This is a genomic window from Paenibacillus sp. JJ1683 (genome assembly GCF_053006485.1).
In genome coordinates this window covers 1408757-1435183 of sequence record NZ_CM129820.1, presented here as the reverse complement: position 1 = coordinate 1435183, position 26427 = coordinate 1408757, and the positions used below count along the sequence as shown (strand labels likewise).

Here is a 26427-nt window from a genome sequence, read left to right as displayed (position 1 = left end):
CCACCTCTTACACGACGACAGAAGCTTCAACTGCAGCCTGCCTTTTTACACGCTCCAAGTCTGCATCCACCATCATACGAACGAGCTGGTCGAAGCCGACTTCCAATCGCCAGCCCAGCTTTTCTTTCGCCTTGGCACAATCGCCAAGCAATAGATCTACCTCTGCCGGTCGAACAAATTGCGGATCAATCACGACATAATCTTCGTAATTTAAACCTGCATGAGAAAAAGCAATTTGCAGCAGTTCACGCACAGAATGCATTTCTCCTGTAGAAATCACGTAATCATCTGGTCGATCCTGCTGAAGCATCAGCCACATCGCCTTTACATAATCCCCTGCAAAACCCCAGTCTCGCAGTGAATCCAAATTCCCCATGCGCAGCTCCTGCTGCAATCCCAGCTTGATACGAGCTACTGCATCCGACACTTTGCGTGTTACAAACTCCAGCCCTCGGCGAGGTGATTCGTGATTGAACAAAATACCGGAGCAAGCAAACATATCAAAGCTTTCGCGGTAGTTGACTGTAATCCAATGGCCGTACACCTTGGCTACACCATAAGGACTACGTGGGTAAAATGGGGTCGTTTCTGTCTGCGGCGTCTCCAGTACCTTACCGAACATCTCGCTGCTTGAAGCCTGATAAAAGCGTGCATCCGGCTTGGCAATTCGAACCGCCTCCAGCATATTGGTAACAGATAATGCTGTGATTTGCCCTGTAGCCAAGGGCTGCGGCCATGAGGCCGCTACAAAGGATTGAGCAGCCAAGTTATAGACCTCATCCGGGTCGGACTGACGGACGGCTTCGATCAGCGAAGCCAGATCGGTCATATCACCGGAAAGCCAGTGAATGTCATTCTGGATATGCGCTACATTTTCAAAGTTCGGTGTGCTGGTTCGTCTGCGCACCCCGTACACCTCATAATCCTTGGACAGCAGCAACTCAGCCAGATAAGACCCGTCTTGTCCGGTAATCCCAGTGATCAGCGCTTTTTTCATTCCAATTCCCCCACCGTTATTTATTGTTCAACCAGATCCAGACCTTGAAATGCCTGGTATACAGACCTTAATCCTTCTTCTAGTGAAATACGCGCCGACCAGCCCAGCCCGGAAATCCGGGATACATCTACCAACTTACGCGGCGTTCCGTCAGGAACGGATGTATTAAAAGTAATTTCGCCCTCAAAGCCGACTACATTTTTGACTCGTTCAGCCAGCTCACGGATGGAAATATCCTCACCCACACCGATATTTACAATCTCATTTCCCTCATAGTTATTCATCAGAAATAGACAAGCATCAGCCAAATCATCCGAATGAAGAAATTCTCGCCGAGGCGTACCGGAGCCCCACACTTCTACAGTCGGAGATTGATTCAGCTTAGCCTCATGAAACTTGCGGATCAGCGCAGGCAGCACATGAGAGGTTTGGAGATCAAAATTGTCGCCCGGACCATATAAATTCGTAGGCATCACCGAAATAAAACGGGTTCCATACTGACGGTTGTAGGACTGACACATTGTAATCCCGGCAATTTTAGCAACCGCATAGGCCTCATTGGTAGGCTCAAGCTCACCTGTAAGCAGATATTCTTCTCGCAACGGCTGTGGAGCAAATTTGGGATAGATACAGGTAGAGCCTAGAAATAACAGCTTGCTTACATTCTTCCGGTATGCCGCATCAATCACATTTGTTTGTATAAGTAGATTGTCACGGATAAAATCGGCCGGATATTCGTTATTCGCCAAAATCCCGCCTACCTTGGCTGCTGCTAGAAATACATAATCCACGGGCTCTGTATCAAAAAAATGATCTACGGCCTCTTTATTGCGCAGATCCAGCTCACGGCTTGTGCGAGTAATAATATGACGATATCCCGCTTTCTGAAGCGCTCGAACAATAGCGGAACCCACCAGCCCATTGTGTCCTGCCACATAGATGTTAGAATGTAGCTCCATCCTTCTCTCCTACCCCTCTTTATTAAAATTGACTTTAATAAGCATCCTTGGAGCCCAGCAGCACACGAAATGTTTTCAGCATGATGATCATATCCGTGCGGAAACTGCGTCTAGATATGTACTCCAAATCCAGTTCTACCATCTGGTCAAAGCTTAGATGATTGCGACCGCTGATCTGCCATAGTCCGGTGCAGCCCGGTGTAACCGTCAGACGCAGCTTATCCCTCATGGTGTAATCATGGACTTCTCTTGGCAATGGGGGTCTGGGTCCTACAAGGCTCATATGCCCACGCAGTACATTGAAGAGTTGCGGTAGTTCGTCGATGCTCGTTCTGCGAAGAAAGCGACCCACACGGGTAATTCGGGGATCGTCCCGCATTTTGAACATCGCACCCTCAATTTCATTTTCCACCAGCAATGCAGACAATCTGGCTTCGGCATCAGACACCATGGAACGAAATTTGATCATGCGAAACGGTCGCTCATGTTTACCGATACGTATTTGATAAAATAATGCACTTCCTTTGGGGTCCTCCAGCTTGATCAACAAAATGACGAGCAGAAATACCGGGCACAGTACGATGATTCCAATAAAAGACAGGATAATGTCCATACTTCGCTTCACGAACGGATATACGCTCCATCCTTGTCGTCGTTCAAGCCCATGAGCGACCGAATATACATCTACTGACGCGCCCAGCACTTTGGCCTCGTTCGAGCGGGAAGAAGACACGTCTCATCACCTCACTCCTTATTTATAAATATTATTTATTCATTGTTAAAAGAATTTTATATACTTTTATTTTCCCCGATTTATTCATGTCAGATTGCGTTCCTCCATACCACGCTCGGCGCGACGCTTCACGTTATTGAGCACTACACCCAGAATGCGCGCCTTAACTCTTTCTAAATTTGCCTTCGCCTTCTTAACGACATCCTTTTTGACCTTCCCTGCCTGTACTACCAAAATGACACCATCACACATGGCACTTACAATGAGGCCATCCGGAAAAGGCAGCAGGGGTGGCGTATCCATCAGAATCACGTCATAATGTTCTTTTAGCTCAACTAGTAGAGCCTTCATTCTACGGGAACTGAGCATCTCGGACGGATTGGGTGGATTCGGTCCAGCTGTGATTGCATGCAGATGATCAATCCCGGTTTCCTGAACCACATCCTGCCATGTCTGTTGATTGGCAAGTACCCGTGTCAGCCCTGTATGATTGCGCAAACCAAACATATGATGCAAGGAGGACCGACGCAGATCCATATCCATAACCAGCACCTTTTTTCCCTCTTGCGCATAGGTTACAGCCAAATTGCTAATCGTGACTGTTCTGCCTTCACCCGCCTGAGCGGACGCCACCATCATCACCTCAATCGGCTCGTCTATAGAAGAAAACTGGATGTTAGTGCGAAGCATGCGGTACTCCTCCGACACGGAAGACTGAGCATGCAAGGATGTAACGAGCTGATTATTGATTAATCGCGGCATATTGTCCCTCACCTACCTGTTTAGGAGTTGTAGTAGAGCTGTCAGAGCGTCTATCTTCTTTTTTCATTTTTGTAATCAGGGATAGGGTAGGCAGACCGAGTTCTTTTTCAATATCCTCCTCATTTTTAAATGTATCATCCAATACCTCCAGCAAAAACGCCAAGCCTATGCCCAGTAATAAAGAAATGGTAAAAGCAATAAAAATTTGTATGGCGGGATTATTGTTCACGGGAACTGCTGGGTCATTCAGACTGGCTTCGCTTAGGATGGTGACATTGTCCATTTTCATGATAGAGGGGATTTGCCGTTTAAATACTTTGGCTACCGCATTGACGGTTTTCACAGCCTTCGTATACGATAAGTCGCGGACTGTAACATCCATGACCTGTGAATCACCTGCGGTGTTTACTCTTAATTTTTGCGCCAAAGCTGACGGAGTAACCTTAAGATCGGGGAAGCTGGCGACCACCTGATCCATAATCGCCGAGGAGATCATAATTTGCTTATAGGAGTTCGTTAGAGCTATATTGGTTTGCACCACACTGTAATCGACGACACCTGCACGGTCCGGTCGTGGCGTCTGATTAATAATGAGCTTGGCGGTAGCTTCATAAACCTGCGGGGTAAAATATACATTTTTTATGCCTACTACAGTACACACCAGCAGTACAATGCTACCAATCAACCACATTCTTTTGCGGATCAAACGGATGTACTCTTTCAACTGCACAAGACCAGTCCTCCCTGCTTGACTTGTTTTCGATGAATAACGCTTGTACTGATCCTCTGCATGACGGGGAAAAGAACGATGCATGACCCTCTAATCTATAGTAAAATGTTGTATAATAGCGCATAGAAGGTCTAGCCAGCGAATAAGCACACAATGCTCAATCATCGTTGGCCTCTTAAGGGTATATAAATGAAGATATAAGTGAAAACTATGAAATAAGGATACGTTATGTAACTTACATAATTAATTTATGATACAAATTGTATCTTGTCAAGCGCAAAATTGCTTTTCTTACCTTTCTTAACCTTGCCTTCAGGAGGAAAAACAGATGAATTATGGAACCCGCATCGCTGAATTACGAGAACATAAGGGATTAAAACAAGAGGAATTAGCGCAATCCCTCGGAATTACGCGGGCGGCTCTTTCTCACTATGAAAAAAATAGACGCAAGCCAGACTTTGAGACCCTGACCAAGCTCGCTGATATTTTCGAGGTAACCATCGATTATTTGGTGGGACGTACGAGCCACCCGACAGCCATATTGGATTCAGATGTGAGGGAATTTGTGGATCAGCTTGAACTGTCAGACGAGGATATCCTGCAACGTTTTAACCTGACGATTGACGGACGCACCTTGTCTGAGGAAGAAGCCAAACGTTTTATCGCGTTTGTTCGAATGGAACGAATGATGGAATAAAGAAAGCGCCGCTGCTTGATGTTTGGCTTAAGTAGGACCAGCCACTGAAATTACACGCGCTTGTCCTTCTGGCACTTAGTTCTATCAGCGTCGCCCTCCATCCATTCTGGTGTCGTGATACCACATTGGAGCAAAATGTTCCGGATGTCCAAGTGGATGGCTGCTTTGCCTGCTTTCCGTGCGTTGTCTCGAAGAAGAGGGCCATTCCCCCCTAATTCTGTTTCCTTGTTCATTCAGCACTAACCTCACTTTATTAGTCTTGGTCGCCGGAAAGAAAGAGATTCCCTACAAACCATGTATGTATAGTCATGAACAAAACTATTATATATGAATACATACCTGCAATGTTGTCGTCTTATGACGAGAATATTAAAGGATTTTCTTATTTTTTTCTCCATTATACGTAAAGTATTGGCAATTCAGAACGATTTACAAATAAAAAAGAACCTGTCAGGTCCTATTTTCTCCTGATAGGTTCTTTTTTGCTTTCTTTCGGAATGGTGTTAGATATTCATTAGGTAAGGTCCTACATGCATTCCGGTGTAACTAAGCGACCTCGGCTGCCTGAGAAACCTGAGTACCTCCGGTCGCTCGGACTTTGTAGACGTAATGACTTCCAGCTTTTACAGTGCGGTCCGTATACGTGCTTCCTTCTACTTGCGAGGCAATCACCTGATAGGCACCATCTGTCCGATCAGCACGCAGCACATCATAGGAAGATATGCCTTCTGCTTGAAGCCAATTAATCTTTACCACCCCATCCTGAATAGAGGCTGCTTTCACCTCAGTTGGGGCAGAGGCCGTGGTTTGATCTGTACTTTTTAATTCCAAAATATATTGTACCGATTCGCCAGGGCCCAGCTTTTCTTCAAAATCAAGGGCAGGAGAAGCCTTCAGCCCTGATATGGAACGCTGCGCCTGACTGTAGGTGGAACCCGCCCCAAAACGTTCCCCCGTGTACAAGCCAGCTTTCGGCATCGTCACCCGTACACGAACGGTCTGCGTAGTGGATTCGAAGTTCACTAGGTTCACCAGCAATTTGTTCGAGGTAGCGCCGCTACCTGCCAGCGGTTTAAGCTTGGACGTATCCACCGCGCGAACATAGACCATCTTGTCCTTGGTCTCCTCTGGATTCAACATTGTATAAGTCAGCGGTTTACCATGCGTGGCATAGGCTAGACTCAAGCGTCTCATAATCTTAACGCGAGTGTCCTGTCCTTGCCCAAACGGATAAATTTCCGTGTTAGCCGGATTGTGACTTTGCAGATCAAAACCCGTTTTAAACAGCGTGTAATCCTTATAAAAAGCAGCGTGCTGTATAAACATATCGGCAAACCCGATTTGCGATCGCATAATCCGATCGAATGCAGCTGCTTGTGGCTGACTAGCCCCGTAATCAGGATTGTCTCGATGCGTATCGTTAGTACCGAACTCTGTGTTTAGCATCTTTTTCGCCAGTCCGTTGCTCGAACCACCGAAGGTTTTCAAATTCTGAACGAAGCTGCCCCCGCCCTCTTCATTATACGATTCACCGTAGGCGTGTCCGTTGGTCAGGTCGGTGACTTCCTCCAGCTGTTTACGCTGCGCTGGGTCCCGTTCCCATCCATCCGGATCACCGCATTTTTGCGTACCTCCGGTTTGATTTTTGCACGCCTTGGTAGAGTATGTCGGCCAGTAGGCCCAGCCCGGCGCTACGGTTTTGAGATGCGGTGCCAATTGCTTGCCTTCCGTATTCAACCATTTAGCCACAGCTAGGTCTACCGCCTTGGAGCGATTAAACAATCCAGGTTCGTTATCTACTTCATAATATTGAAGGTATGAACCGTATTTTTTTACATAATCACGCAACTTTTGCTTGGCCGTCTCTGGCAGAGTACCATCTTTTTGCAGCTTAATATCACCTGTGTATAGATACAAAGCAGACGATTGCATATTATACTGCTTTAACGTTTGATAGTAATCGTCCACGTCTGTGCATGCCTTCCCTACATTACTGGCACAGGTTACCCTCATGACGTTGCCGCTATAGGCAATTCCCAGCCATTTGAGAACGTATGGTAGATGCTTAACTGCACCCTGATCATAATAAAATTCTTTATTATTCACATTCGTACCAGTCATTATATATTTCCCATGTACCGGTTCGGCCGCAGGGGAAGCTAACGTCTCCAAGCTCAAGTCATCCCAAGTCCACCACACATTTTTATCTTCCGCAGAGGAGCAGTATAGGCAGCGCGCTGTCTTTAGCTTGAGTACGTTAACACCGCTTTGCAATTGTTCTTTGGGGATATACAGCTCGTAGTTGTTTTTGAAATTATAGGTACTCCCAGTACCGGATACCCCGGCAATCTGAATGATTCCGGACAGCTGATGATTTGAGAAGACAGCCATCTGCGGCACAGCTTTGCCCGCATCCAAAATCCGAACACGGAATATCATACCATTGGGAGGAACCTGATTCAGCTTATATTGAAGTGTTAGTTCTGGATTTGTGGATGCATTCAAACCGGGAGGAATATCTCCACTGCTGAGCAATACCGGAACTGTTGTACTCTCTGCTTCCGACAACGCCGAAAATGCTGCTTTAGCAGATGATTCGAAAGAAGCTGATGCTGCAGAAATATCGATATTATCCCTACCGACCACTCCTTTAAATTCCGCTGAGGAGTCATCCCTCTGACCCAGCTTCCATACTGGACTGGCCGCCGCTACCTTATCTGTCTGCAATTCTACACTTTTTGAAGGCGTGTATATAAACCAAGCGATCATGGCTAGAACTGCGACCCCTAGTAATCCGGATAATACGACCGTATACCTATGGGTCAACCATTTTTTCATCATATGATACACCCTCTCTCCTCAAAATTTTTGACCGGGAAAGAGTATCTATCAAGGAAGAAACAAAGCGTTTCCGGGAACCACCGCTTTCGCTTCATGCTGACTTTCCCACATCAGACGTGCCATCGCATCGCCTTTTTCATCATAGTATTCCACTTTTAGATCTACCATTTTACCTGCTTCCAAAGCAATACTGCCTTTTCGCTCTGTCCAGCTTTGTTTGAACCAACTATCGATCACTAACTTGCCGTCTACCCATACACGAATACCATCATCGGATATAGTTGTGAACGTATAGGTCTCGCAGTATTGTGGCTTGATTTTACCCGTCCAGCGAACCGAGAACTGGTCGGCATTTACCTTTGGATCAGCAGCAATGGCGCGCCAGTTGTAGTCCAGCTTACTGTCTGTACGGATCAAAACAGGACTGCCGCTCAAATTCATATTGTTGAAATATTCGCCCCGCAGCCCGTTCACATATACTTCATCAGGAACGGAAGGAAGAGTCGGAGCTGGAGGAGCAATCACTACTGGTGGAGCTGGGAGAGGCTCACTTTGTCCCTCATCCGGTAAGGTCGGTACATCTGTTCCAGGTTGTTGGATGGCCTCCAGCCCATTTTTCACATCATCCCGTGTCAAACTCTTCGCATCGTTCATATAATCCTGTATTTGAGTGGTTGTGTTATTCTCGGTCAGCATCTTGCCCCAAGTCATGGAATACACCCATTTTGGCTGAGCCTGCAACACCTCAGAACTAGGTATCTCACCGTGCTCGCCAATGGCAATCGGCTTATTCCGTGCCAACTCGAGCAGTCCTTCATAATGACTTTGCTTAAAATCATTGTTGTAGATGTCTACTGCCAAAATATCCACTTTGTCATCCCCCGGATATTTTGGGGTATACGGGACAGTGTAGGAATTGGGAGCATTGGGACTCCACACCCACAGCAGATTGTTCAATTGATGCGTGTTAACAAAACGGTCGTACATGATATTCCATAGCTGATTGAAATTGTTTTTGTTTCCCCACCAGAACCAGTCACCATTCATTTCGTGGTAAGGTCTCCACAATACCGGAACCCCTGCATCACGAAGTTGCTTTAACGATACAGCGACCTTATCCAGATCGGCAATGAGGAGGTTATACTGCGTAGTGCCTGGCGTGACGTATTTATTGAACTCCGCCTGACTTACTTTGGCCTGCACATTGGCCCAAGTCAGCGGTCTACCCGGCAGCGCTTCATGAAAAGTCATCGTCACAATGCCACCTGCTCTGCTCCAACGAATAGCGCTATCGACGACATTTTTACGTTGTGCTGCTTCTGTAGCGTCAGATTGACCAGAGATGGCTCCCATCTCATAGCCGTGCAGACCCACATACGCCTGGCTGATTTTTTGGACCTTGTTGCTTAATTCATCTGGACTTTCCAAATAATCATGCTGACCAGTGACTGTTTTCTTTCCAGAGATGCTGAGTAAATAATTGTATAGTTCACGGGCCTGAGTACAAGCGTCCGAATTAACAGGTTGTAATGAAGCGGCATTCACCACAGACAGAGAATCACCAAATCCGACGGGAAACAAAGAAAAAATTATAACTACGGGGAGTACATGACGTATCAGTCGATACAGAGGAATAAAATTGAATCTCACTTTTGCTCTTCCTTTCGGTAGCCAGGCTGCCATCCTTACGGGAAGGCCCTTTAGCTTTGCGTACCTGCCTTTCGACAGGGCTGCGTTTATCGTTGGAAGGAGTTTGGATTCCTTCTTAACCTAAGTATCGACTTTTTTTTACCAAAATTTAATAGGTCATGTTCATGAATTTACAGGTTTTCGCCCAATTTCGACAGTTTGGGCTATAAATTTTCATCAAATCTTCTTTATTTCGTTTTTACGAAAACGATTATGAGATAAATTGATGACGGGCAATTTCATTCCAATCCATGCAAAAGCGTACAATATCCTCTTCAACCAACTCAGAGCCAGTCTGCACCTCTATAAAATCCACATCGGTTACAGCCAAAATACTATGCTTGGTTCCTTCAGGGATACGGACTACGTCACCGGCCTTCACTTTGTGCAGCTTCTCATTCAAAATAATTTCCGCTTCGCCGCTAATAATGGTCCAGATTTCGCTTCGTTTGAAGTGAAGCTGGTAGCTGATATTTTTACCTTTGTGTACGCGGATTCGTTTGGTCAGTACCTCATTACCCTCGTCATACTTTACATAGTCTACAACTCGATACTGCCCCCAACGACGTTCTTCATACATTGGACGCTGATCATGAGCCTTGAGCACTTCCTTGATGCGTGGGCTTTCTGCCTTATTGGTCACAAGAATACCATCTGGGCTAGCGGCTACAATCAGATCATTCGTCCCAATGATCGCTACCGGAATGTCCAGCTCATTAATAAGGCTTGTATTGACACAATCCTCCGTTACTACACCTCTGCCCACTTGCTGATTAGACATTTCTTCTGTGAGCGTATTCCAGGTGCCCAAATCCTTCCAAAAACCATCGTACGGAAGCACCACAATGTCTTTTTCCTTCTCAACGACTTCGTAGTCAAAGCTGATTTTTTCCAGAGACGCATATTGCTTTTGCATTTCTTCATAATTCAGCGGCAAACCCTTGGATGCCAGGATATCCAGCAAATAGCTTAATTTGAATGCAAAAACCCCGCAGTTCCATAGAGCATTGCGTTCAATCAGACGCTCCGCCTGCTCCCGGTCGGGTTTCTCTTGAAAATGGCTCACTTCGCGGTAGCCTGTGCTACCTTGAGTGGCATCGTTTTTCGGAATAATATAACCGTATTTCTCTGAAGGATAGGAAGGGACAACCCCGATTAATGCAAGCTTGCCTTCACTCTCCTGAAGTGTATGTTCCAGTTGGGCAACGGAAGCAAAGAAAGCATCCTCTACATAAGGATCTACAGGCAATATAGCTATAATTTCATCAGGCGAAACACCCGCAATGGAATATAGATAAGTCGCTGTCAGCGCAATCGCAGGAAAGGTATCTCTGCGTTCCGGCTCAACTATGATGCGCGTATTCGGTCCGACCTGACTCTGGATCATTTCAACCTGCGCTCTCCCTGTCGCAATAAACGAGGATTCGGATAATCCGTTGTCTCCCAATTGTCTCCATACCCGCTGCACCATGGATTCCGAAATACCTTCCGGGCTCTCCAGTACCTTCAAAAATTGTTTGGAACGGGAATCGTTGGATAACGGCCATAATCTTTTACCGGAACCACCAGACAAAAGTACGAGCTTCATAATTCTCCACTTCCTCTCTATAATGTGTGGGCGATCGGATGAGGCAAGGTTGAGTAGCCCGCTACGGGCTGGATTTGATCTTACGATCGCTGTTGGACTGGGATTCATTCGATTGTATAAAATCGTATAAAGGTCTAAATCCCGGTTCAAAGGCGAACGCTATCGCTTCTCCAGCTTCAAATCCATCCTACGCTACTCAAAAATGCATCATATCGATCATACCTTGTGGTGCAAAAGGCACGACCGGACATTATTAAGTCCGGTCAGCCTGTAAAAAACGTTCGGGAGTTCGGCGTTTGCCTGCCTTGCTTGCAAGCTTCTAGTAATCAAGGCTTCGTAACGCCTTGCCAAGATTGCCTTCGACAACCGCAATGGCGTCTTTGCTCTACAGGAGCAGCATAGCGTATCCACATGGTAGGCTTGCTCCACAGGGGCGCCGCGGTACAGCGCATGGCGCCTTAATCGGAAGGAGCGGCTTCAACTGTGCCGCTCCTTCCGATACGCCCTTACTACTCCCATCCCCTAAGATGGGAGATTAAAAACCGTGACTCTATGCGGCAAAAGCAGCGAAGCGGTCCATTTGAATCTGGAGAAGCGCTAGCGTTCTCCTTTGCAGCGGGATTCTTACCTTGGAATGTTTTATATAATCCAGAGAATCCCACTGCAACAGCGCTCAGAAGATCAAATGGAACGCATAGCGTCTCCCCACCGCCCACAGTCACTTTTTAAACTTCCACTTTATCTCTGTTCCACCCACTCATCCGCGGACGACCCACGGAGTAGTATTCCAGTCCAGAGCCTTGAATCTGTTCCTCGGTGAATACGTTACGACCGTCAATCAGAACTGGCTTGTGTAGAATAGAGCCCAGTTGCACGAGATCAACTTCTTTGAACTCTTCCCAATCCGTCAGCAGGCACACAGCATCGCTTCTTTCGGCGGCTTGCTGCGGGGAGGAGCACCATATAATATGCGGGTGATCCACGCGCTCCTTGAATTTATCCATCGCAATGGGATCATACAGCTTGACAATAGCACCTGCCTGAATGAGCGTTTCTACGATTTCCAGTGCTGGAGCTTCGCGGATGTCATCTGTATTAGGCTTGAAGGCGAGGCCCCAAATGCCAATCGATACGCCGTTTAGCTGACCCAGCGATTCACGCAGCTTGGATACAATCATAAAACGCTGGTCAGTGTTCACCTCGACCACCGATTTTAACAACTTAAATTCATAGTCTACATTACCCGCAATTTGGATGAGCGCATTCGTATCTTTCGGGAAGCAAGAGCCCCCGTATCCGATCCCTGCTTGCAGGAAAGAGGAACCGATCCGTTTGTCCATGCCCATACCTTCAGCCACACAGGTAACGTCCGCGCCAACCTTTTCGCAAATATTAGCAATCTCGTTAATAAACGAAATTTTAGTTGCCAAGAACGCATTGGAGGCATATTTGATCATTTCAGCACTGCGGATATCGGTCACATAGATTTTATCCGTGAATACCTGATGCAGAGTGACCATTGTTTCACGCAAACCTGTATTGTCCAAACCAATAATGATGCGATCTGGATGAAGCGTATCATTGATGGCTGAGCCTTCTCTCAGGAACTCCGGCGCGGATACAATATCAAAAGACAAACTCGTATGTCGAGCCACTACGTCCTTAATCTTTTCGTTCGTTCCGACAGGTACGGTACTCTTGGTCATAATAATCTTGTACCCGTTCATGGCTTTGCCGACATCGGCAGCCGCCTGTTCAATGTAAGACAAATTCGCCTCGCCGTTAGCCAGTGAAGGCGTACCTACCGCTAAAATAACGATATCCGAGCGACGTACCGCATCGGCCAAATCCGAGGTGAACTCCAAACGGCCAGCTTCCAGATTCAACGCGATCAATTCCTCAATACCCGGTTCATAAATCGGAGATTCTGCCCGGTTCAACATGTCGATTTTGTACTGCTCCAGATCGACACAAATCACCTCATTACCTTTTTGCGCAAAACACACACCCGAGACGAGTCCAACGTATCCAGTACCGATTACAGCCAGCTTCATTCGTTCATCCTCCTTTTAGAAAGTTCACATAGGCTTGTTCTACATACTTTTTCAATTGATCCTTGAAGTTATCTTCATCAAATTTGCGGGCATGGGTAATGATATCGTCCACATTCCATGCATGTTGCTCGACCTTTGCGACGGCCTCCAGCACATCGTCTACCTGATGCTTGCGGAAAAATACGCCGTTCACATGAGGAACAATCGTATCCAGCGCTCCCCCGCCCTGAAAAGCGATAACTGGCCGTCCAGCCGCATTCGCCTCCAAAGGCGTAATACCGAAGTCCTCTTCCCCCGGAAAGACAAGCGCCCGGCATTCGGCCATCAGCTTGTTAACCTCTTCGTCCTCAAGCCTGCCGAGGAACTCAATGTTCGGGCCAGCCATGGCTTCGAGTCGTTTACGATCTGGTCCTTCGCCAACGATGCGCAGCTTGAGACCGTTACGTTTGAATGCCTCGATCGCGAGATCAATGCGCTTGTAAGACACCAATCGGGATACGATCAGATAATAGTCACCGATGCTTGTAGCACGTTTGAAACGGGATGTATTGATAGGAGGGAAAATAACATCTGCCTCCCGTTGGTAATAGTGCAGAATTCTCCGTTTGACGACGGAAGAATTGGCGATAAACTGGTCTACGTTGCGAGAAGTTTTGGCATCCCATGTTTTCAGCCTGTTCATGTACAGCTTTAGCATATTTTTGAGCAGGTTGGATTTGGACTGCCGGGCCATATATGTATCGTAATCCCAGGCAAACCGCATCGGTGTGTGACAGTAACAAATGTGAAACGTATGTTTGGGCACCTGGATGCTTTTCATAAATGCGCTGCTGGAGCTTAAAACAATGTCGAAATCCCTAAAATCAAAATCACGGATAGCGATGGGATACAGCGGCAGCACTCCTTTGAAATTGGTCTTCACTCCTGGGACGTTTTGTAGCCAAGTGGCTCTAATGTCCGCATCCTTCAAGTTGCGCGACAGGCGCTCGTCGCTGAACACCGTTGTGAAGATGGGAGCCTCTGGATACATATCATGGAATACCTCTACTACCCTTTCCGCTCCGCCCATTTGGATTAAGTAATCATGTGCTATCGCTATTTTCATCTGAATCATCCTTTAACGCGAATGTCGGTCAGACTCCTGCCAACAAACCCTTATAGTAATGAACTATATCCTTAACAGTGTTCTCGATGACAAAATGCTTCTTGACCCGTTCCATCCCTCTCTCACCCATCTGCTGACGTTCCTGTGGATGCTCCAGCATCCAGCGGATGGCTTCTTCCAGCTTGGCCGGGTCTCCCGGTTCAATGAGCAGCCCGGTTTCATTAGGTACCACCGTTTCCTTGGGACCACCTTCGTTTGAAGCGATCACTGGCAAACCTGCAGCCATGCCCTCAATAATGACTTGACCGAATGGCTCCGGTGTAATGGAAGTATGAATTAGCAGGTCACAGCGCTGCATCAGTCCCTGAATGTCATCGACGTGTCCCATCAGATTGACGTTGGTCAACCCATATTCGCGCATCGTGGATTCCAATCGTTGTTTATATTCCTCTTCTCCGAACAACGCATCTCCAGCCAGCCAGAATTTCACACGCTGATCTGGTAAAAAAGAACGTGCCGCTTCCAATAAAATATGTTGTCCCTTCCATTCCGCCAATCTGCCAACCAATACGACGTTAAACGAGTCATCGCCACGCAAATGCGCAGCCGAATCACGAGCCGTAATTGCTTTGGCAAAAGCGGAGTAGACGACGAGCGTCTTTTTGTCCGGGGGTAATTCCAATGCACTCAGCGTGGATTTGGAATTGGCAATCACACCGTTAGGCAAAAAGCGAGACATGAGCCGAATCCCTTTGGCTACAATCGGCTTCAGATACGGCGGACCGATGTGGTCACGGATATGCCAGATCAACGGTAGCTTCGCCGATTTGGCGGCTACTGCACCATACAGTGCAGACTTGAGTGAGTTTGTGTGCACACACACGACTTTTTCCTCACGCAGCAACGGCGCGAGTTTTCTGCCGTAAGCCAGCAACCGAAAGGCAGCTGCAGGCGCACCCAGATTAACAGCATTTCGTCCTCGATTGCGAATCGAATCATCTAGTGGAACGATGCGCACATCAATATCACGCTGCCGAAGCCGATCCGCCAAATCGCCCTCCTCCGCCAAAATAACGAGCGGGTCGATATGTTCCCCAATATTCGTCAGGATGTTATACAAAGCGACTTCGCCGCCGCTCCATCTTGCCGTATGGTCAATATAAGCTACTCTCATCATTTCGCCGCCGCCTTTCTGTCAAGGACCTGTCGGAACACCTCTTCTACCTGCTCTGCTACATGTCCCCATGTGTATCTGCTCAGGACATGGTCCCGGCATTCCCGTGCATTCGGTAGAAGTTCACGATGATCCAGCACACGCAGCAGCCCAGCAGCAATGGCTTCACTGTCCGTCCCCTGGAACAAAAGCTCAGGACGGAATCCTCTTAAGATTTCCTTGTTGCCGCCTACAGGAGTGGCCAGCACCGGTAGTCCCGAGGCCATCGCCTCGACTGTAATCAGACCGAAACCCTCTAGTGCCTGTGTTGGCACAACGAACAGGTTCGAGGCTTGATGGTACAGGGGCAGCTCCTCATCCGACACATAACCAAGCAATCTTACGTGATTATGAAGATTGTATTCCGCCACCTTGGAAGCCAATTCCTCCATCAAGGGGCCCTTCCCACCAATCAGCAACAGATGATCAGGGTGTCGCTCGGTTACTCGCCGCCATGCTTCAAGCAGCTGTAGCAGTCCCATGCGATTAACAAGACGACGAACGGTTAGCACAATCGTCGCATTTTGCGGCAAATTCAGCCGCTTCCGTACGGCCTCCTGATCCTCTGCCGGATGGAACCTTTCTACATTCGCCGCACCAGGAATAATATGAATTTTACTAAGTGGAACTTTATAGTGCTCGTGTAAAATATCCCGAAAAGTCTCGCTTAGCACTATAAATTTATCCGCCAAACCATAAGCTTTCATTTCAATGGATTTGGCCAACGTCGTTTTAAGAAAATGCTTAATTCCCTGTCCTTCAATCTTCATTTCCTCCGTCCACGGTCCGTGGAAGGTGGTAACGACCGGGATTCCTCTTTTTTTCGCCTCCAGTGCCGGTCCGACACTATAGGGAGCAAAGTGGGAATACAGCACATCTATCGGTTGCTTGTCGAACAGTTCTGCTGCATATTTTTGCATCAACTCTCGGCGCTTCCAGATGGATTGCTGCTTGCTACCAATTGAATGAATACGAATACGTTCAGGCGCCTGAGGCTGCTCATCACTACAGATTAAAGCATCCAGCGTATTGCGCTCTAGCGTAAGCTGCTCACAGATGGATTTGAAATATGTGTTGAGACCTCCTGGCTGCAAGGACGGCCAGCTCAGCCCGGTTGCCGCAATACGAAATCCGTTATTGTACGACATAGCTGGTTTCTCCTTTCTGCTCGGTTTGTCCGCCATCCACGACTTTAATCTTTTTTCGCCGCTTGGTTAACTCATAATGCTTGAAGCAGACGAGAAACTCATACATCACCCAGAAAACGGCTACGGCAAAACCCGCCAACCCCTTGCGGTATAAGCCTTGAACAAAATACTTCTGTACAAAGCGGGCAGGCGGTCTCCACAACAGTCTGGTAATCCGAAAGGATCTTCCTTTGTTAAATGCCGTCTCTGCTTCCAGATCCGTATATTTGTTAAAACGGGTCATATGATCGCTGATGCTGCGGAAGCCATAGTGCCATAACACGCCCTCCAGATTGATGATCTGGGAAGAGGCTACATCCGGCATTTCATGAACAAGACTATTCGTAATGCCATAAATTCGCCGATTGTACAAACGAACCAAATACTCGCCTTTGTTCATCCATTTGCCGAGAAAATCGCCAATGCGAAATACAGAATAGGCTTTGGCCGGATCGTGGAGCGTTTCCTTTACTTTCAACAAGTCACCAAGCAACTCTGCATCCACTACTTCGTCTGTATCAATCAGGAAAATCCAATCAAATTCCGCTTTATCAACACCAAACATGCGCTGTTTGGCATAACCAGGCCATGGGTTGGAAAACACCCGACAGCCCAATGATTCAGCTACCTGAATCGTATTGTCTTTGCTCCCTCCGTCAATGACGACGATATCGTCCGCAAAGGGCTGACAGGATTTAATGGCGGCTGTAATTCGAGTGCCATCATCCTGAGCGATAATAACTACGGATATCCGGTTGTCCGCGGGAACGCTAGACATGTGGTTCATTAGCGGGTGCCTCCTTCTTTATCTAACCGTTAACTGGCTTTTTCCGGATGTAGTGTGACATCGTTGATCGGAGCCATTGAAAATCTTGTTTGGAAATAAGCAGTCTTGGAATTTTCATTTTTAGAACGAACTTAACATTACATAAAATGAAAACGAACCGTAAAATCCCCGAAGACAGCATTGCTATCCCTGCACCCGTCAATCCATATCTCGGCACGAGTATGGACAGCAATGGAATGACGAGCGCCAATCCGACACCCTGTAGAATGGTAACCAGTTTGGGCTTACCCAGCGCCATAAATTGTTGTGCCAGCACCATGGTACCTCCACTGATAGCAACCTCAAGCACCAGAAACCGGAATACCGTAAGCGCTTGTTTAAACTCTTGACCATATAACAATGTAAATACGAACGGAGCAACCAGCATTAACATCACCGCAGCCAAAAAGGTTGCCGTTGAAGTCACTCTAAATGCCCGGAATGTTATGGCCACTGCCTCTTCCTTATCCAGACCAGAGGCTTTGGGAAACAACACGACAATGATCGAGGTTGAAAATACATTCACCATCCGGGCCAGGCTGACCGCTACCGCATATAAACCGAGATCAGCAGGTCTGAGCAGACCTGCAATCAAAATCTGGTCAATGTAAGTAGAAACCTGCCCCATGAGATCATTCCCGTATGAACCCATACCGTAGGTAAAGAGATTTTTAAATTGCGTCCAGCTGTTCTTCACCTTTGGTTTGTACAGCCGAATCATTCGTATCGTGACACCGATATAGATCGGCAAGCCTGGCAGTAAGTAAGCCAATGCTGAGGTGTACGGATTCATCGTCCCCGTCAGGATCAGAATCGCCAGACCCAGCAGTGTACTTAGTGGTACCAGGTACCGGAATAAATTGTATTGTTTATATTCCGAGCGAACTTGAAGCAATGCATTATTGATCTGTGAAATCGCTATGAGCGGACACATCATCATAGAACACTGCGCGAAAAGTATGACCGATGAAGAAAAAGAGCGCAGCCAATAAGGAATTAGAAATACTCCGACGAGTGTCGCCATTCCCCCGAATACCGTAGCCAGCAGCAAGGCCAGACCATACAGCTTACCCGTTTCCTCAGGTTTCCTTTTGGCATTGTATATCAATGCAGATGGAACACCGAAGCTCATGCAGAAGGCAAGAAATTGGGACCAGTTCACCATCGCTGTCTGTTCCCCGCGTCCAGTAGGACCCAAGAATCGTGCCGTCAGCACACCAGTCAGCATATTCACGACGAGAATCAGCATACTGAATATCATCGTTTTTACTGCTGCAGAGCTGTTATCCTTGCTTTTGGCAAACCGAATCACCGTGGACCATAGTGTCCGGACAGGTGCGGATAATGCTTGTAAGTTTTGCACAGCCTTTACCTTCTTTCCGCGATGACATCTTTTGCCCATAGTCCTATTCCGATCATCATCCAGATCAAATAGCCGCGCATACCGGGGAAACCATTATCCGATATGAGACTGGCTACAGCTCCGGCCCATGTAGCCAACGCCAGTCTGATATAAGGCTGACTGGAATTCCGTTCGGCAATACGGACGAGAAGGCGCTTGATGATAACGAACAGACCACCGAAGAAAAAGAATGCTCCGCAAATACCGAAGGTGAGGAAAATAGCAATATAACCATTATCCATAATCCCAAGTTCACCGAGATCGCCGCCGTTATCAAGCTTGGTTCCGATACCTACACTCCCGATCCCCTGCCCGACCGGATTGCTAGTAATCGCCGGAAGCATTGTATGCAGTAGATCCAAACGTTCATTGTACGAATGATCCTGTTGAATATCTGTCAACGTCTGCATGCGAGCCACCAAACCTTCTGCCCCCGGAAGTTTTGGAACGATGATATAGAGAAGAAGACCGACGATAGCAAGTTGAAACAGGGTCTTCCACTTTCCTTTGGAGGATGAGCTGAGGATGTAAGCCAGCAACATGACGAATGCAATCAGCCAGGCTGAACGTACGAGCGTGACCAAGAGACAAACGACTGTTAGCAGGACTCCAATCCATCCCAATGTGCCTCGCCACCGTTTCTCCATCAGCATTGGTACAAGTGCCATTGCCAGGAAAATAGCGCATGGGCCGGGCGAGTTCATGGAAGAAAACACTCTAATTTGAAGCGGTTCTGGCACGCCAATGGAATTCATTTCCACATGATTCATCCAAAATGCATCCCAAGGAGGCACCGTCAAGTACTGAATAATGCCGTATATCGCTACTAGAACAGCAATGTTGGCGTATGAATACAGCAGTCGGTCCAGCTCCTTGGCTTTCATAGGCTTAATCGCAAGATAAGGCAATAGAAGCAATGGAACCACATAATTGGCCAAATCATAAGCAAAAACAATACCATTTTTGAATAACCCGACCACACTTCCGTAGGCCAACTCTATGCCGAAAAATACAGCAATCCGGGTTAATGGCTTTTCCGCCAGATGAATACCCCGCAGCACAGGAATGATCAGCATGCTGCTTGCCAGCAGCGGCGCCACGCTCAATAAGGAAACCGAGTGATACGTTCCCTCCAACCAATCTGCAATGCGGCGGATTTCCGGGCCTACTGCCCACACCACCAATGTGTAAGAAATCAATAGCCGTGATTGCAAGATCGCCAGCAGGAAGGCTGGAAAAACGATCGCCAGCAATATGACCCCCTGCTGGCTCGTGGTGGGATTCATCTTGGCGCTGACAAATCCGATGGCGAGTGGTAGCATACAAGCCAGCACCCCCATGCCGATCATGCCGATTCCACGCCGACTTCCTAGCCAGAAGGAAATCTGCTGATCTGCCAACCGACTCATGTTTCTCACCCCTGGCCTCCCTTCATCCGCTTCCGCTTGAACATCTCTTTAAACAGCAGAACGAGGAACTGGGAATCCTCAATCAAATATCTTTTCCACAATCGTTTAGGCTCCTGAGACAACCTCCAAAACCATTCAAATCCTGTCTTCTGCATCAGCTCCGGTGCTCTCTTTACATTTCCCGACAGGAAATCAAAGGTCGCTCCCACCCCAATCGAAACTGGAGCGCGGTAAGTCTCATAATATCTGTAAATCCATTTTTCCTGCTTCGGTGCTCCTACACCTACAAAAACGATGTCTGGGCGAGCCTCTTGAAGCAACTGGATAATGTATCTGTTCTCCTCTTCGTTTTTCTCAAAGCCATAAGAAGGAGAATAGCAGCCCACCACATTCATGTTTGGATAGGATTCCTGGAGATTAAGCATAGCCTTCTCAGGAATACCGTCAGCTGCACCCAGAAAAAACAAGCGATAGCCCCGATTCTCAAAAGCCTCTCCCAGCCGGGTGAACAAATCGGACCCTGACACTTTTTGTTTGAGGGGCTTTTTCAGCAACTTAGACGCCCAAATAATAGGCATTCCATCGGCCACTACAGCTCCAGCATCCGAATACACCTTGCGGAATTCATCATCCTTACGAAGCTTGATCACATGATCGACATTACAGGTCAAAATGTAGGAATGACGCTGATGCTCAATAGAAGTATCTATAAATTCGAGTAGATCATTAAAATCGTAATTATCAAAGTTGACATCGAACATGTTCACTCTGCTCATCGTATCACTTCTCTTTGCGAAAATCGGTTTGAGTAGATGTCTGGTATAATGCGTTCAAATACCAGCAAAACGGAATAATCATCTGAACCGTCGACAACGTATTATCTGAAAACGAGTAGATCAAAAAACCTGCAATTAAAGTTGCAAAATAAGGTTTGATAGACTTGGCAAGTGACCGGTAAATGAGAGCGAACACGATCAGTAATGAAAGCATTAATAGCCCGCAACCGATATATCCGGTATCAAAATAAAATCGTATATACTCGTTATGCGGTACAACAAAACCATTGAATAACGTCCCGTCGTTCGCAACCGTTACCGCGCCAAGGCCTCTGCCTGACCAAGGGTAATCATGTACTCTGTTCAAAAAATATTCCCATGCCTCCGAGCGTCCCGATAGGTCAATGCCTGTGTCGGTCTCCCGTTCGAAGGAGCGTTTTTTTAAATTGTTCCATTGTAGGGCCACCGCCCCCAGAGCAACCAAAAACGATCCGGCCAGCGGTAGCAAATAATTGACTTTTCCCTTGAGGTACTGACGGGCAATATCAAACAGATACACAGCAAACATTAATAACAATGCCAGAATCGGCCCACGTGTACCGGTGGCGATCAGGATTAAAAAATTCAGGGCCAACACCGTGTAATAAAAGGCAGCTTGCCTAGGTTTGCGCTTGACCTCAATCAGAGAGACGGCAATTCCGAGAAAGGAGAGCATTGCCAAATGCGGCGGTATATTCGCTCCTTGTACTCTGACTGCGCCCGTAAATTCCACATCCGTAAATGAGTGCAATCCTAAAACCTGCAAGCCTAATCCAATGACCACACTAATAATCGGCAACAGGCTAATCAGTCGAATATGCTTTTCCGCCACATCCTTTTTCCACTGGATCAGTAAAAAAAAGAAGGGCAGTGATAGTCCTACGAACGCCTTGACGGCAATCGAGGTCGTTAACAAAGGCAGCCATGCTGAAAATCCAAATGTAATCCCCAGCATGATCACCAATGCCCAGACTGGATAACTGAACTTGAGACGAATGCCATACACAAGCATGCAGGGCACTAGCAGAGCCAAAATGCCCAATTTGTACAATGACAATATCTCAATGCCGAACACGCCACCCTGATACAGAGAATCGACCGAGACCGCTGTGCTTAGCAAAACCGCATAGCTAATGCGCTCTGGATGATGGATAGAGACAGCCAACAAAAGCAGTAAGCATACCGCCGCAATACTGACCACAGGTTGATAGGTAGCTGCAATTCCTACAGCAAGAGCGCCTAGTAGAAAAATAAAAACATGCTGTATCGTGTTTATTCTGGAAGTCCAAGGATAGTTACTCATGTTCAATCTTTCACCCCGCAGCTGACTCGCTTTTCCGGTTGCGCAGTGTATCCAGCGTTCCGCGGATATTTTCAAGCCTGCACCGGTTCAACAGCTTCCTGCCCTCAGTACGTGCCAGCAGGGAATCCACCGTGATGTATAACACTTTGGCTGCCACTTTTGCCATCAGCACCGCGTTGCCGCGCAGACCTGTAGCTTGAGCAGCATTAGACATGCCCTGACAATAGTAGCGATTCAAAATCCATTCTCTCGTTAAGCGTGAAGCCGGAACAAAATGTTCTACAGCCATGTGCGGATGATACATAATCGTTCCACCATTTTTACGGATTTGCTCAAATACCCACGATTCTTCACCAGATAGTAGGATATCTCCCTTTCTGCCCAAGTGAAGCGGGAACATGACGGCGGCGAAAGCCGTTTTGCGCATAGCCATATTCGCTCCAAATGGATTCAGGCCCGCTGGATATTCCCGAACGGATTTCCCCAGATCAATAATCGTGTAAGGCAGTTCAAGCGGTCCTGTCAACCAGTTCGGGCGTTCCGTCTCAAACTTAGGATCAATCTTCCCACCCATAGCCGTCAGCTCGGGATTGTTCCCAAAGGCCGACATAATCGTTTGCAGCCATGTAACACACGGAATTGCATCATCATCCAGAAAAGCAATGACGTCTGCTTTTGATAACGTAATGCCAGCATTACGAGCGGCAGACAGTCCTTGTTCGCGCTCATAATGATACCGAAGATGAATATGCTGACCATGCGCAACGGTGAATCTTTTGATCGTCGCTGCTGTATGATCGGTGGATCGGTTATCGACCACAATGATCTCAGCCAGTGCAAGGTCTTCCAGCTTCAGTAGAGACATTAACGTTTTCTCCAGCAGGTCCGCCCGGTTATAGGTGCAAATAACGACGGACACTGCGGGACATCGCTTAAATGCATCCATCAGTAAGCATCCTTGGAGAACAGCATTTTAACGCCTGTTTTCATGATGATTTTCAGATCGAGCCACGTATTGCGAACATGAATATACTTCAAATCCATTTGCACCATTTCTTCGAAGCCTACACTGTTACGTGCGCTCACCTGCCAGTAACCCGTACATCCCGGTGTTACAATCAGGCGCTGCTTGTCATAATCGGAGTATTGCTCAACCTCGCTGGGCAACGGCGGACGCGGACCGACTAAAGTCATGTCTCCAACCAACACATTCCACAGCTGCGGAATCTCATCAATACTCGTCTTGCGCAGAAAACTGCCAATTTTCGTGATCCGAGGATCGTTTTTAATTTTGAACATGGCGCCGCTCACTTCATTCAGCTCCATCAGGTCCTTTTTCAGTTCCTCGGCATTGGACACCATTGAACGGAATTTATACATATCGAATAACTTCTCATTCTTGCCCACCCGAGTTTGCTTGAAAAACACACTTCCCTTTGGGTCTTCGAGCTTAATCAGAATGGCCACCACTGCAAACAATGGAAGCAATACGATTAAACCCACAAAAGACAGCAGCATATCAAGGAGGCGTTTTGTGACCAGGTAGGACGTTTTATCCTGAATTTGTGTATTTCCGTATGGCATGTAAAACGCTTTACCTGACATGACAGCCTCGCCATCCTCCGGTAAATTTTCCATGCTCATGCTGACGTACCTCCTCTCAACCCGCTGTGGTTGCTTTCTCGGTTTTTTTCAGCCATTCATTCATGGCCTCCATAACCGGATACTTCAAATCATCGCTGGCAAGTGCAAATTCAAGAGTGGTTAAAATATATCCAAGACGTTCACCTACGTCATAACGCGTGCCTTCAAAGTCGTAGGCGTACACACGTTCACTCTGATTCAGCTTTTGGATCGCATCCGTCAACTGAATTTCGCCGCCAGCTCCTTTTTCCTGAAGATCAAGATATTTGAAAATTTTCGGCGAGAACACATAGCGACCCATAATAGCCAAATCGGATGGGGCTGTGCCTGGAGCCGGTTTTTCAATAAAATTATTCACTCGGTACAATCGTCCGTCCTGTTGGTCCGGTTCAATGATGCCATACCGGTTCGTGAATTCCTGTGGTACCCGCTGCACACCGATCACAGAGTTTTGTGTTTCCTCATATTGATCCATCAGCTGGCGCAGGCAAGGTTTTTGACCTGTTACGATATCGTCGCCCAGCAGCACACCAAATGGCTCGTCCCCGATAAAGCGTCTTGCGCACCATACCGCATGTCCAAGACCTTTGGGTTCTTTCTGGCGAATGTAATGAATTTCCACGCCTGAAGAACGCTGTACTTCCTCCAGAAGCTTCAGCTTACCGTCCTCGAGCAGTTTGGATTCCAGCTCAAATGCGTTGTCAAAGTGGTCCTCAATGGCACGTTTACCTTTACCCGTAACGATAATGATGTCCTCGATACCAGAAGCAATCGCTTCTTCCACGATATATTGAATCGTAGGCTTATTGATAATCGGGAGCATTTCCTTAGGCATTGCTTTGGTGGCAGGGAGGAAGCGCGTTCCCAATCCTGCTGCTGGAATAATGGCCTTTTTCACTTTTTTCATCATCGCACTCATTCTCCTTGCTTCATCGAATTTTGGTGTTGCTTACTTCACCTGATTCATCACAATTCCAACCAGCGTCGCGCTAGCCTGCTCCATGAGTTGCTTTGTTTTGCGTAGATCTTCCCGTTTGGTCCGGCCATGTTTGGCAACGAGAATCACACCATCCGTCAAGCCTGCAATCAGGCGAGCATCCGTATAATTCAGCGCTGGCGCCGAATCGAGTAATATGATGTCATATTCACGTTTGAGTTCTTCCAACAGCTCTGCCATACGTTCGCTACCGAGCAGATCTGCTGCGTTATACAGACTGTCCCCACCAGGAACAACCGATAGTTCCAGCCCACCATGCCTAACGATAGATTTGGAAGAAGCCCCACCGCGCAAATAAGCCGATAGACCTCCGGTATTCTCCATTCCGAATATCTCGTGCAGCGCTGGTTTATGCAGATTGCAATCCACCAGAGCCACCTTCTTGCCTTCTTGAGCAAAGGAAACTCCGATGTTGGCGATCATTGTTGTTTTCCCCGCTCCGCTTTCCGGCGAGGTTAACAAAAGAACCGTCCCACGGTCCTTTTGCCCGACCACCTGCTGCCGGATGTATGTACGGAGGGATCGAAATGATTCCGAGATATACGATGATGGATTACTTTCTGTAATCAACATGTCATTCAATCGCAGCATATTTACGCTCCCCTACCCGTTCTTTGGAATTTCCGGCCACTCCATCGATGTCCTTCTTGCGAATGACGGGAATCGATGCAATTACCGGAATGCCGATGTCTGCATCCGCTTCTTTTTCCGTGCGCAGCGTGCCGTTAATGCTTTCCAGGAACACAATCGTGCCCAGCGCAATCATCAGCGATACGAGAAAACTAATCGCAATATTCATGAGCGGATTCCCATTAATCGGGTCAGGATTGGCTTGCGGGTCCGCTTCATTTAAAATTTTCACATTATTTAATTCCATCAATCCCGGAACCGTCTGCACGAATTTCTGGGTTACTGCGTTTACAACCGCTGCGGCCTGGGGATAATTCCCTGCCTCAAACGTCAAGCCGATTACCTGACTTTTATCCGAGGATTTAATTTGCAGCTTCTCTGCCAACTTTTGCGACGTCAAATTGAACTCAGGATGAGTCGCTACCACAGCGTCCATAATTTTAGGTGAAGTGAGAATTTGCTTGTAGCTTTCCACCAAATTAAGACTTGTGTTGACGTCATTCAGATTGTTACTCCCCTGCTTGGCGGAAATATGATTAACCAGCAGTTGGCTTGAAGCGGAGTAGACTGGCTTTACGACATTGTCGCTCACAATGTAAGTCGTTACACATGAGAGAATGACAAAAATCGCAATCAACCACAATCTTTTTTTGATCAGGACTAGATAATCCAAAATGGTTTTCTCCACAAAAATCCTCCCTCCCATACAATTTCTCTTCTTATTTTAAGTATGATCTAATTGTAACAATCCGTTGTATTAACGACATGGAACCGAACGGCACTTTCTCCCTCACTACAGAGGAAGGGGGATGTATACTTTTGGACACGGCATGGTATACTTTTGTA

Annotated in this window: 23 protein-coding genes and 1 riboswitch; of the genes, 1 reads left to right on the top strand and 22 read right to left on the bottom strand. The window is 47.2% G+C overall.

The genetic code is table 11. From position 1 onward, the window contains the following. Positions 1 to 7: 7 nt before the first annotated feature. From gmd to ACUC6J_RS06000, 5 genes are all read right to left on the bottom strand, one after another. Positions 8 to 997 (bottom strand): GDP-mannose 4,6-dehydratase, encoded by a 990-nt coding sequence (gene gmd / locus ACUC6J_RS06020; protein WP_016821239.1) that lies wholly within the window; start codon positions 995 to 997, stop codon positions 8 to 10. Between the two features lie 20 nt (positions 998 to 1017). Continuing rightward, positions 1018 to 1956, bottom strand: a complete 939-nt coding sequence (locus ACUC6J_RS06015; protein ID WP_045244087.1) for a GDP-L-fucose synthase family protein — start codon at positions 1954 to 1956, stop codon at positions 1018 to 1020. Between the two features lie 34 nt (positions 1957 to 1990). Next, entirely contained in the window at positions 1991 to 2689 is a 699-nt protein-coding gene (locus ACUC6J_RS06010; RefSeq protein WP_016821241.1) for a sugar transferase, read from the bottom strand. An 84-nt stretch (positions 2690 to 2773) separates the two neighbouring features. Beyond that, a complete protein-coding gene (locus tag ACUC6J_RS06005; RefSeq protein WP_016821242.1) occupies positions 2774 to 3451 on the bottom strand; it encodes a CpsD/CapB family tyrosine-protein kinase in 678 nt (225 codons plus the stop codon). Next, positions 3432 to 4181, bottom strand: a complete 750-nt coding sequence (locus ACUC6J_RS06000) for a YveK family protein (RefSeq protein WP_016821243.1) — start codon at positions 4179 to 4181, stop codon at positions 3432 to 3434. The genes ACUC6J_RS06005 and ACUC6J_RS06000 overlap by 20 nt, the downstream gene beginning before the upstream one ends. A 328-nt stretch (positions 4182 to 4509) precedes the next feature. Here ACUC6J_RS06000 and ACUC6J_RS05995 point away from each other — a divergent pair, with 328 nt between their 5' ends. Beyond that, on the top strand, positions 4510 to 4878 hold the full coding sequence (locus ACUC6J_RS05995) for a helix-turn-helix domain-containing protein (RefSeq protein ID WP_016821244.1): 369 nt from the start codon (positions 4510 to 4512) through the stop codon (positions 4876 to 4878). Between the two features lie 546 nt (positions 4879 to 5424). Here ACUC6J_RS05995 and ACUC6J_RS05990 read toward each other — a convergent pair. From ACUC6J_RS05990 to ACUC6J_RS05910, 17 genes are all read right to left on the bottom strand, one after another. Further along, positions 5425 to 7719: a hypothetical protein gene (locus ACUC6J_RS05990; RefSeq protein ID WP_447249921.1), complete on the bottom strand. Its 2295-nt coding sequence runs from the start codon at positions 7717 to 7719 to the stop codon at positions 5425 to 5427. A gap of 48 nt (positions 7720 to 7767) precedes the next feature. Beyond that, positions 7768 to 9369 (bottom strand): glycosyl hydrolase, encoded by a 1602-nt coding sequence (locus ACUC6J_RS05985; RefSeq protein ID WP_447249920.1) that lies wholly within the window; start codon positions 9367 to 9369, stop codon positions 7768 to 7770. A gap of 13 nt (positions 9370 to 9382) precedes the next feature. Then, positions 9383 to 9464: riboswitch (cyclic di-GMP riboswitch) on the bottom strand. Positions 9465 to 9619: 155 nt separating this feature from the next. Further along, the gene (locus ACUC6J_RS05980; protein WP_016821248.1) at positions 9620 to 10996 is read right to left on the bottom strand and encodes a sugar phosphate nucleotidyltransferase; all 1377 of its coding nucleotides are present in this window, start codon (positions 10994 to 10996) and stop codon (positions 9620 to 9622) included. A gap of 725 nt (positions 10997 to 11721) precedes the next feature. Continuing rightward, entirely contained in the window at positions 11722 to 13050 is a 1329-nt protein-coding gene (locus ACUC6J_RS05975) for a UDP-glucose dehydrogenase family protein (protein ID WP_447249919.1), read from the bottom strand. 4 nt (positions 13051 to 13054) lie between these two features. Further along, positions 13055 to 14155 (bottom strand): glycosyltransferase, encoded by a 1101-nt coding sequence (locus ACUC6J_RS05970; RefSeq protein WP_025364260.1) that lies wholly within the window; start codon positions 14153 to 14155, stop codon positions 13055 to 13057. Positions 14156 to 14183: 28 nt separating this feature from the next. Beyond that, positions 14184 to 15332 carry a glycosyltransferase family 4 protein gene (locus ACUC6J_RS05965; protein WP_016821251.1) on the bottom strand — a complete coding sequence of 383 codons (1149 nt, stop codon included), beginning with the start codon at positions 15330 to 15332 and terminating at the stop codon, positions 14184 to 14186. Beyond that, a complete protein-coding gene (locus ACUC6J_RS05960; protein WP_013369822.1) occupies positions 15329 to 16516 on the bottom strand; it encodes a glycosyltransferase family 4 protein in 1188 nt (395 codons plus the stop codon). The genes ACUC6J_RS05965 and ACUC6J_RS05960 overlap by 4 nt, the downstream gene beginning before the upstream one ends. Further along, positions 16503 to 17342, bottom strand: a complete 840-nt coding sequence (locus tag ACUC6J_RS05955) for a glycosyltransferase family 2 protein (RefSeq protein WP_447249918.1) — start codon at positions 17340 to 17342, stop codon at positions 16503 to 16505. Before ACUC6J_RS05955 ends, ACUC6J_RS05960 begins: the two co-directional genes overlap by 14 nt. 22 nt (positions 17343 to 17364) lie before the next feature. Next, on the bottom strand, positions 17365 to 18744 hold the full coding sequence (locus tag ACUC6J_RS05950; RefSeq protein WP_016821254.1) for a lipopolysaccharide biosynthesis protein: 1380 nt from the start codon (positions 18742 to 18744) through the stop codon (positions 17365 to 17367). Positions 18745 to 18749: 5 nt separating this feature from the next. Continuing rightward, positions 18750 to 20192, bottom strand: a complete 1443-nt coding sequence (locus tag ACUC6J_RS05945) for an O-antigen ligase family protein (protein ID WP_447249917.1) — start codon at positions 20190 to 20192, stop codon at positions 18750 to 18752. A 5-nt stretch (positions 20193 to 20197) separates the two neighbouring features. After that, positions 20198 to 20968 (bottom strand): WecB/TagA/CpsF family glycosyltransferase, encoded by a 771-nt coding sequence (locus tag ACUC6J_RS05940; protein ID WP_016821256.1) that lies wholly within the window; start codon positions 20966 to 20968, stop codon positions 20198 to 20200. 4 nt (positions 20969 to 20972) lie between these two features. Then, positions 20973 to 22310 (bottom strand): O-antigen ligase family protein, encoded by a 1338-nt coding sequence (locus ACUC6J_RS05935; protein WP_013369817.1) that lies wholly within the window; start codon positions 22308 to 22310, stop codon positions 20973 to 20975. A 10-nt stretch (positions 22311 to 22320) separates the two neighbouring features. After that, positions 22321 to 23256 (bottom strand): glycosyltransferase, encoded by a 936-nt coding sequence (locus ACUC6J_RS05930; protein WP_019686405.1) that lies wholly within the window; start codon positions 23254 to 23256, stop codon positions 22321 to 22323. Then, positions 23256 to 23954 (bottom strand): sugar transferase, encoded by a 699-nt coding sequence (locus ACUC6J_RS05925; protein WP_013369815.1) that lies wholly within the window; start codon positions 23952 to 23954, stop codon positions 23256 to 23258. The genes ACUC6J_RS05930 and ACUC6J_RS05925 overlap by 1 nt, the downstream gene beginning before the upstream one ends. A gap of 16 nt (positions 23955 to 23970) precedes the next feature. After that, positions 23971 to 24861: a UTP--glucose-1-phosphate uridylyltransferase GalU gene (gene galU, locus ACUC6J_RS05920; RefSeq protein ID WP_025364257.1), complete on the bottom strand. Its 891-nt coding sequence runs from the start codon at positions 24859 to 24861 to the stop codon at positions 23971 to 23973. Between the two features lie 42 nt (positions 24862 to 24903). Then, positions 24904 to 25542: a CpsD/CapB family tyrosine-protein kinase gene (locus tag ACUC6J_RS05915; protein ID WP_016821260.1), complete on the bottom strand. Its 639-nt coding sequence runs from the start codon at positions 25540 to 25542 to the stop codon at positions 24904 to 24906. Beyond that, complete coding sequence (locus ACUC6J_RS05910; RefSeq protein ID WP_013369812.1) at positions 25526 to 26269, bottom strand: YveK family protein; 744 nt, start codon at positions 26267 to 26269, stop codon at positions 25526 to 25528. The genes ACUC6J_RS05915 and ACUC6J_RS05910 overlap by 17 nt, the downstream gene beginning before the upstream one ends. Positions 26270 to 26427 lie beyond the last annotated feature (158 nt).

What these genes read in the sequence shown, in the direction of transcription:
- gmd (WP_016821239.1), bottom strand. Translation starts at nt 997, where the DNA reads ATGAAAAAAGCGCTGATCACTGGGATTACCGGACAAGACGGGTCTTAT.
- ACUC6J_RS05980 (WP_016821248.1), bottom strand. Translation starts at nt 10,996, where the DNA reads ATGAAGCTCGTACTTTTGTCTGGTGGTTCCGGTAAAAGATTATGGCCG.
- ACUC6J_RS05935 (WP_013369817.1), bottom strand. Translation starts at nt 22,310, where the DNA reads ATGAGTAACTATCCTTGGACTTCCAGAATAAACACGATACAGCATGTT.
- ACUC6J_RS05965 (WP_016821251.1), bottom strand. Translation starts at nt 15,332, where the DNA reads ATGATGAGAGTAGCTTATATTGACCATACGGCAAGATGGAGCGGCGGC.
- ACUC6J_RS05990 (WP_447249921.1), bottom strand. Translation starts at nt 7,719, where the DNA reads ATGATGAAAAAATGGTTGACCCATAGGTATACGGTCGTATTATCCGGA.
- ACUC6J_RS05955 (WP_447249918.1), bottom strand. Translation starts at nt 17,342, where the DNA reads ATGAACCACATGTCTAGCGTTCCCGCGGACAACCGGATATCCGTAGTT.
- ACUC6J_RS05960 (WP_013369822.1), bottom strand. Translation starts at nt 16,516, where the DNA reads ATGTCGTACAATAACGGATTTCGTATTGCGGCAACCGGGCTGAGCTGG.
- ACUC6J_RS05995 (WP_016821244.1), top strand. Translation starts at nt 4,510, where the DNA reads ATGAATTATGGAACCCGCATCGCTGAATTACGAGAACATAAGGGATTA.
- ACUC6J_RS05925 (WP_013369815.1), bottom strand. Translation starts at nt 23,954, where the DNA reads ATGAGCATGGAAAATTTACCGGAGGATGGCGAGGCTGTCATGTCAGGT.
- ACUC6J_RS05930 (WP_019686405.1), bottom strand. Translation starts at nt 23,256, where the DNA reads ATGGATGCATTTAAGCGATGTCCCGCAGTGTCCGTCGTTATTTGCACC.
- ACUC6J_RS05945 (WP_447249917.1), bottom strand. Translation starts at nt 20,192, where the DNA reads ATGAGTCGGTTGGCAGATCAGCAGATTTCCTTCTGGCTAGGAAGTCGG.
- ACUC6J_RS05940 (WP_016821256.1), bottom strand. Translation starts at nt 20,968, where the DNA reads ATGAGCAGAGTGAACATGTTCGATGTCAACTTTGATAATTACGATTTT.
- galU (WP_025364257.1), bottom strand. Translation starts at nt 24,861, where the DNA reads ATGAAAAAAGTGAAAAAGGCCATTATTCCAGCAGCAGGATTGGGAACG.
- ACUC6J_RS06015 (WP_045244087.1), bottom strand. Translation starts at nt 1,956, where the DNA reads ATGGAGCTACATTCTAACATCTATGTGGCAGGACACAATGGGCTGGTG.
- ACUC6J_RS05970 (WP_025364260.1), bottom strand. Translation starts at nt 14,155, where the DNA reads ATGAAAATAGCGATAGCACATGATTACTTAATCCAAATGGGCGGAGCG.
- ACUC6J_RS05975 (WP_447249919.1), bottom strand. Translation starts at nt 13,050, where the DNA reads ATGAAGCTGGCTGTAATCGGTACTGGATACGTTGGACTCGTCTCGGGT.
- ACUC6J_RS05915 (WP_016821260.1), bottom strand. Translation starts at nt 25,542, where the DNA reads ATGCTGCGATTGAATGACATGTTGATTACAGAAAGTAATCCATCATCG.
- ACUC6J_RS06005 (WP_016821242.1), bottom strand. Translation starts at nt 3,451, where the DNA reads ATGCCGCGATTAATCAATAATCAGCTCGTTACATCCTTGCATGCTCAG.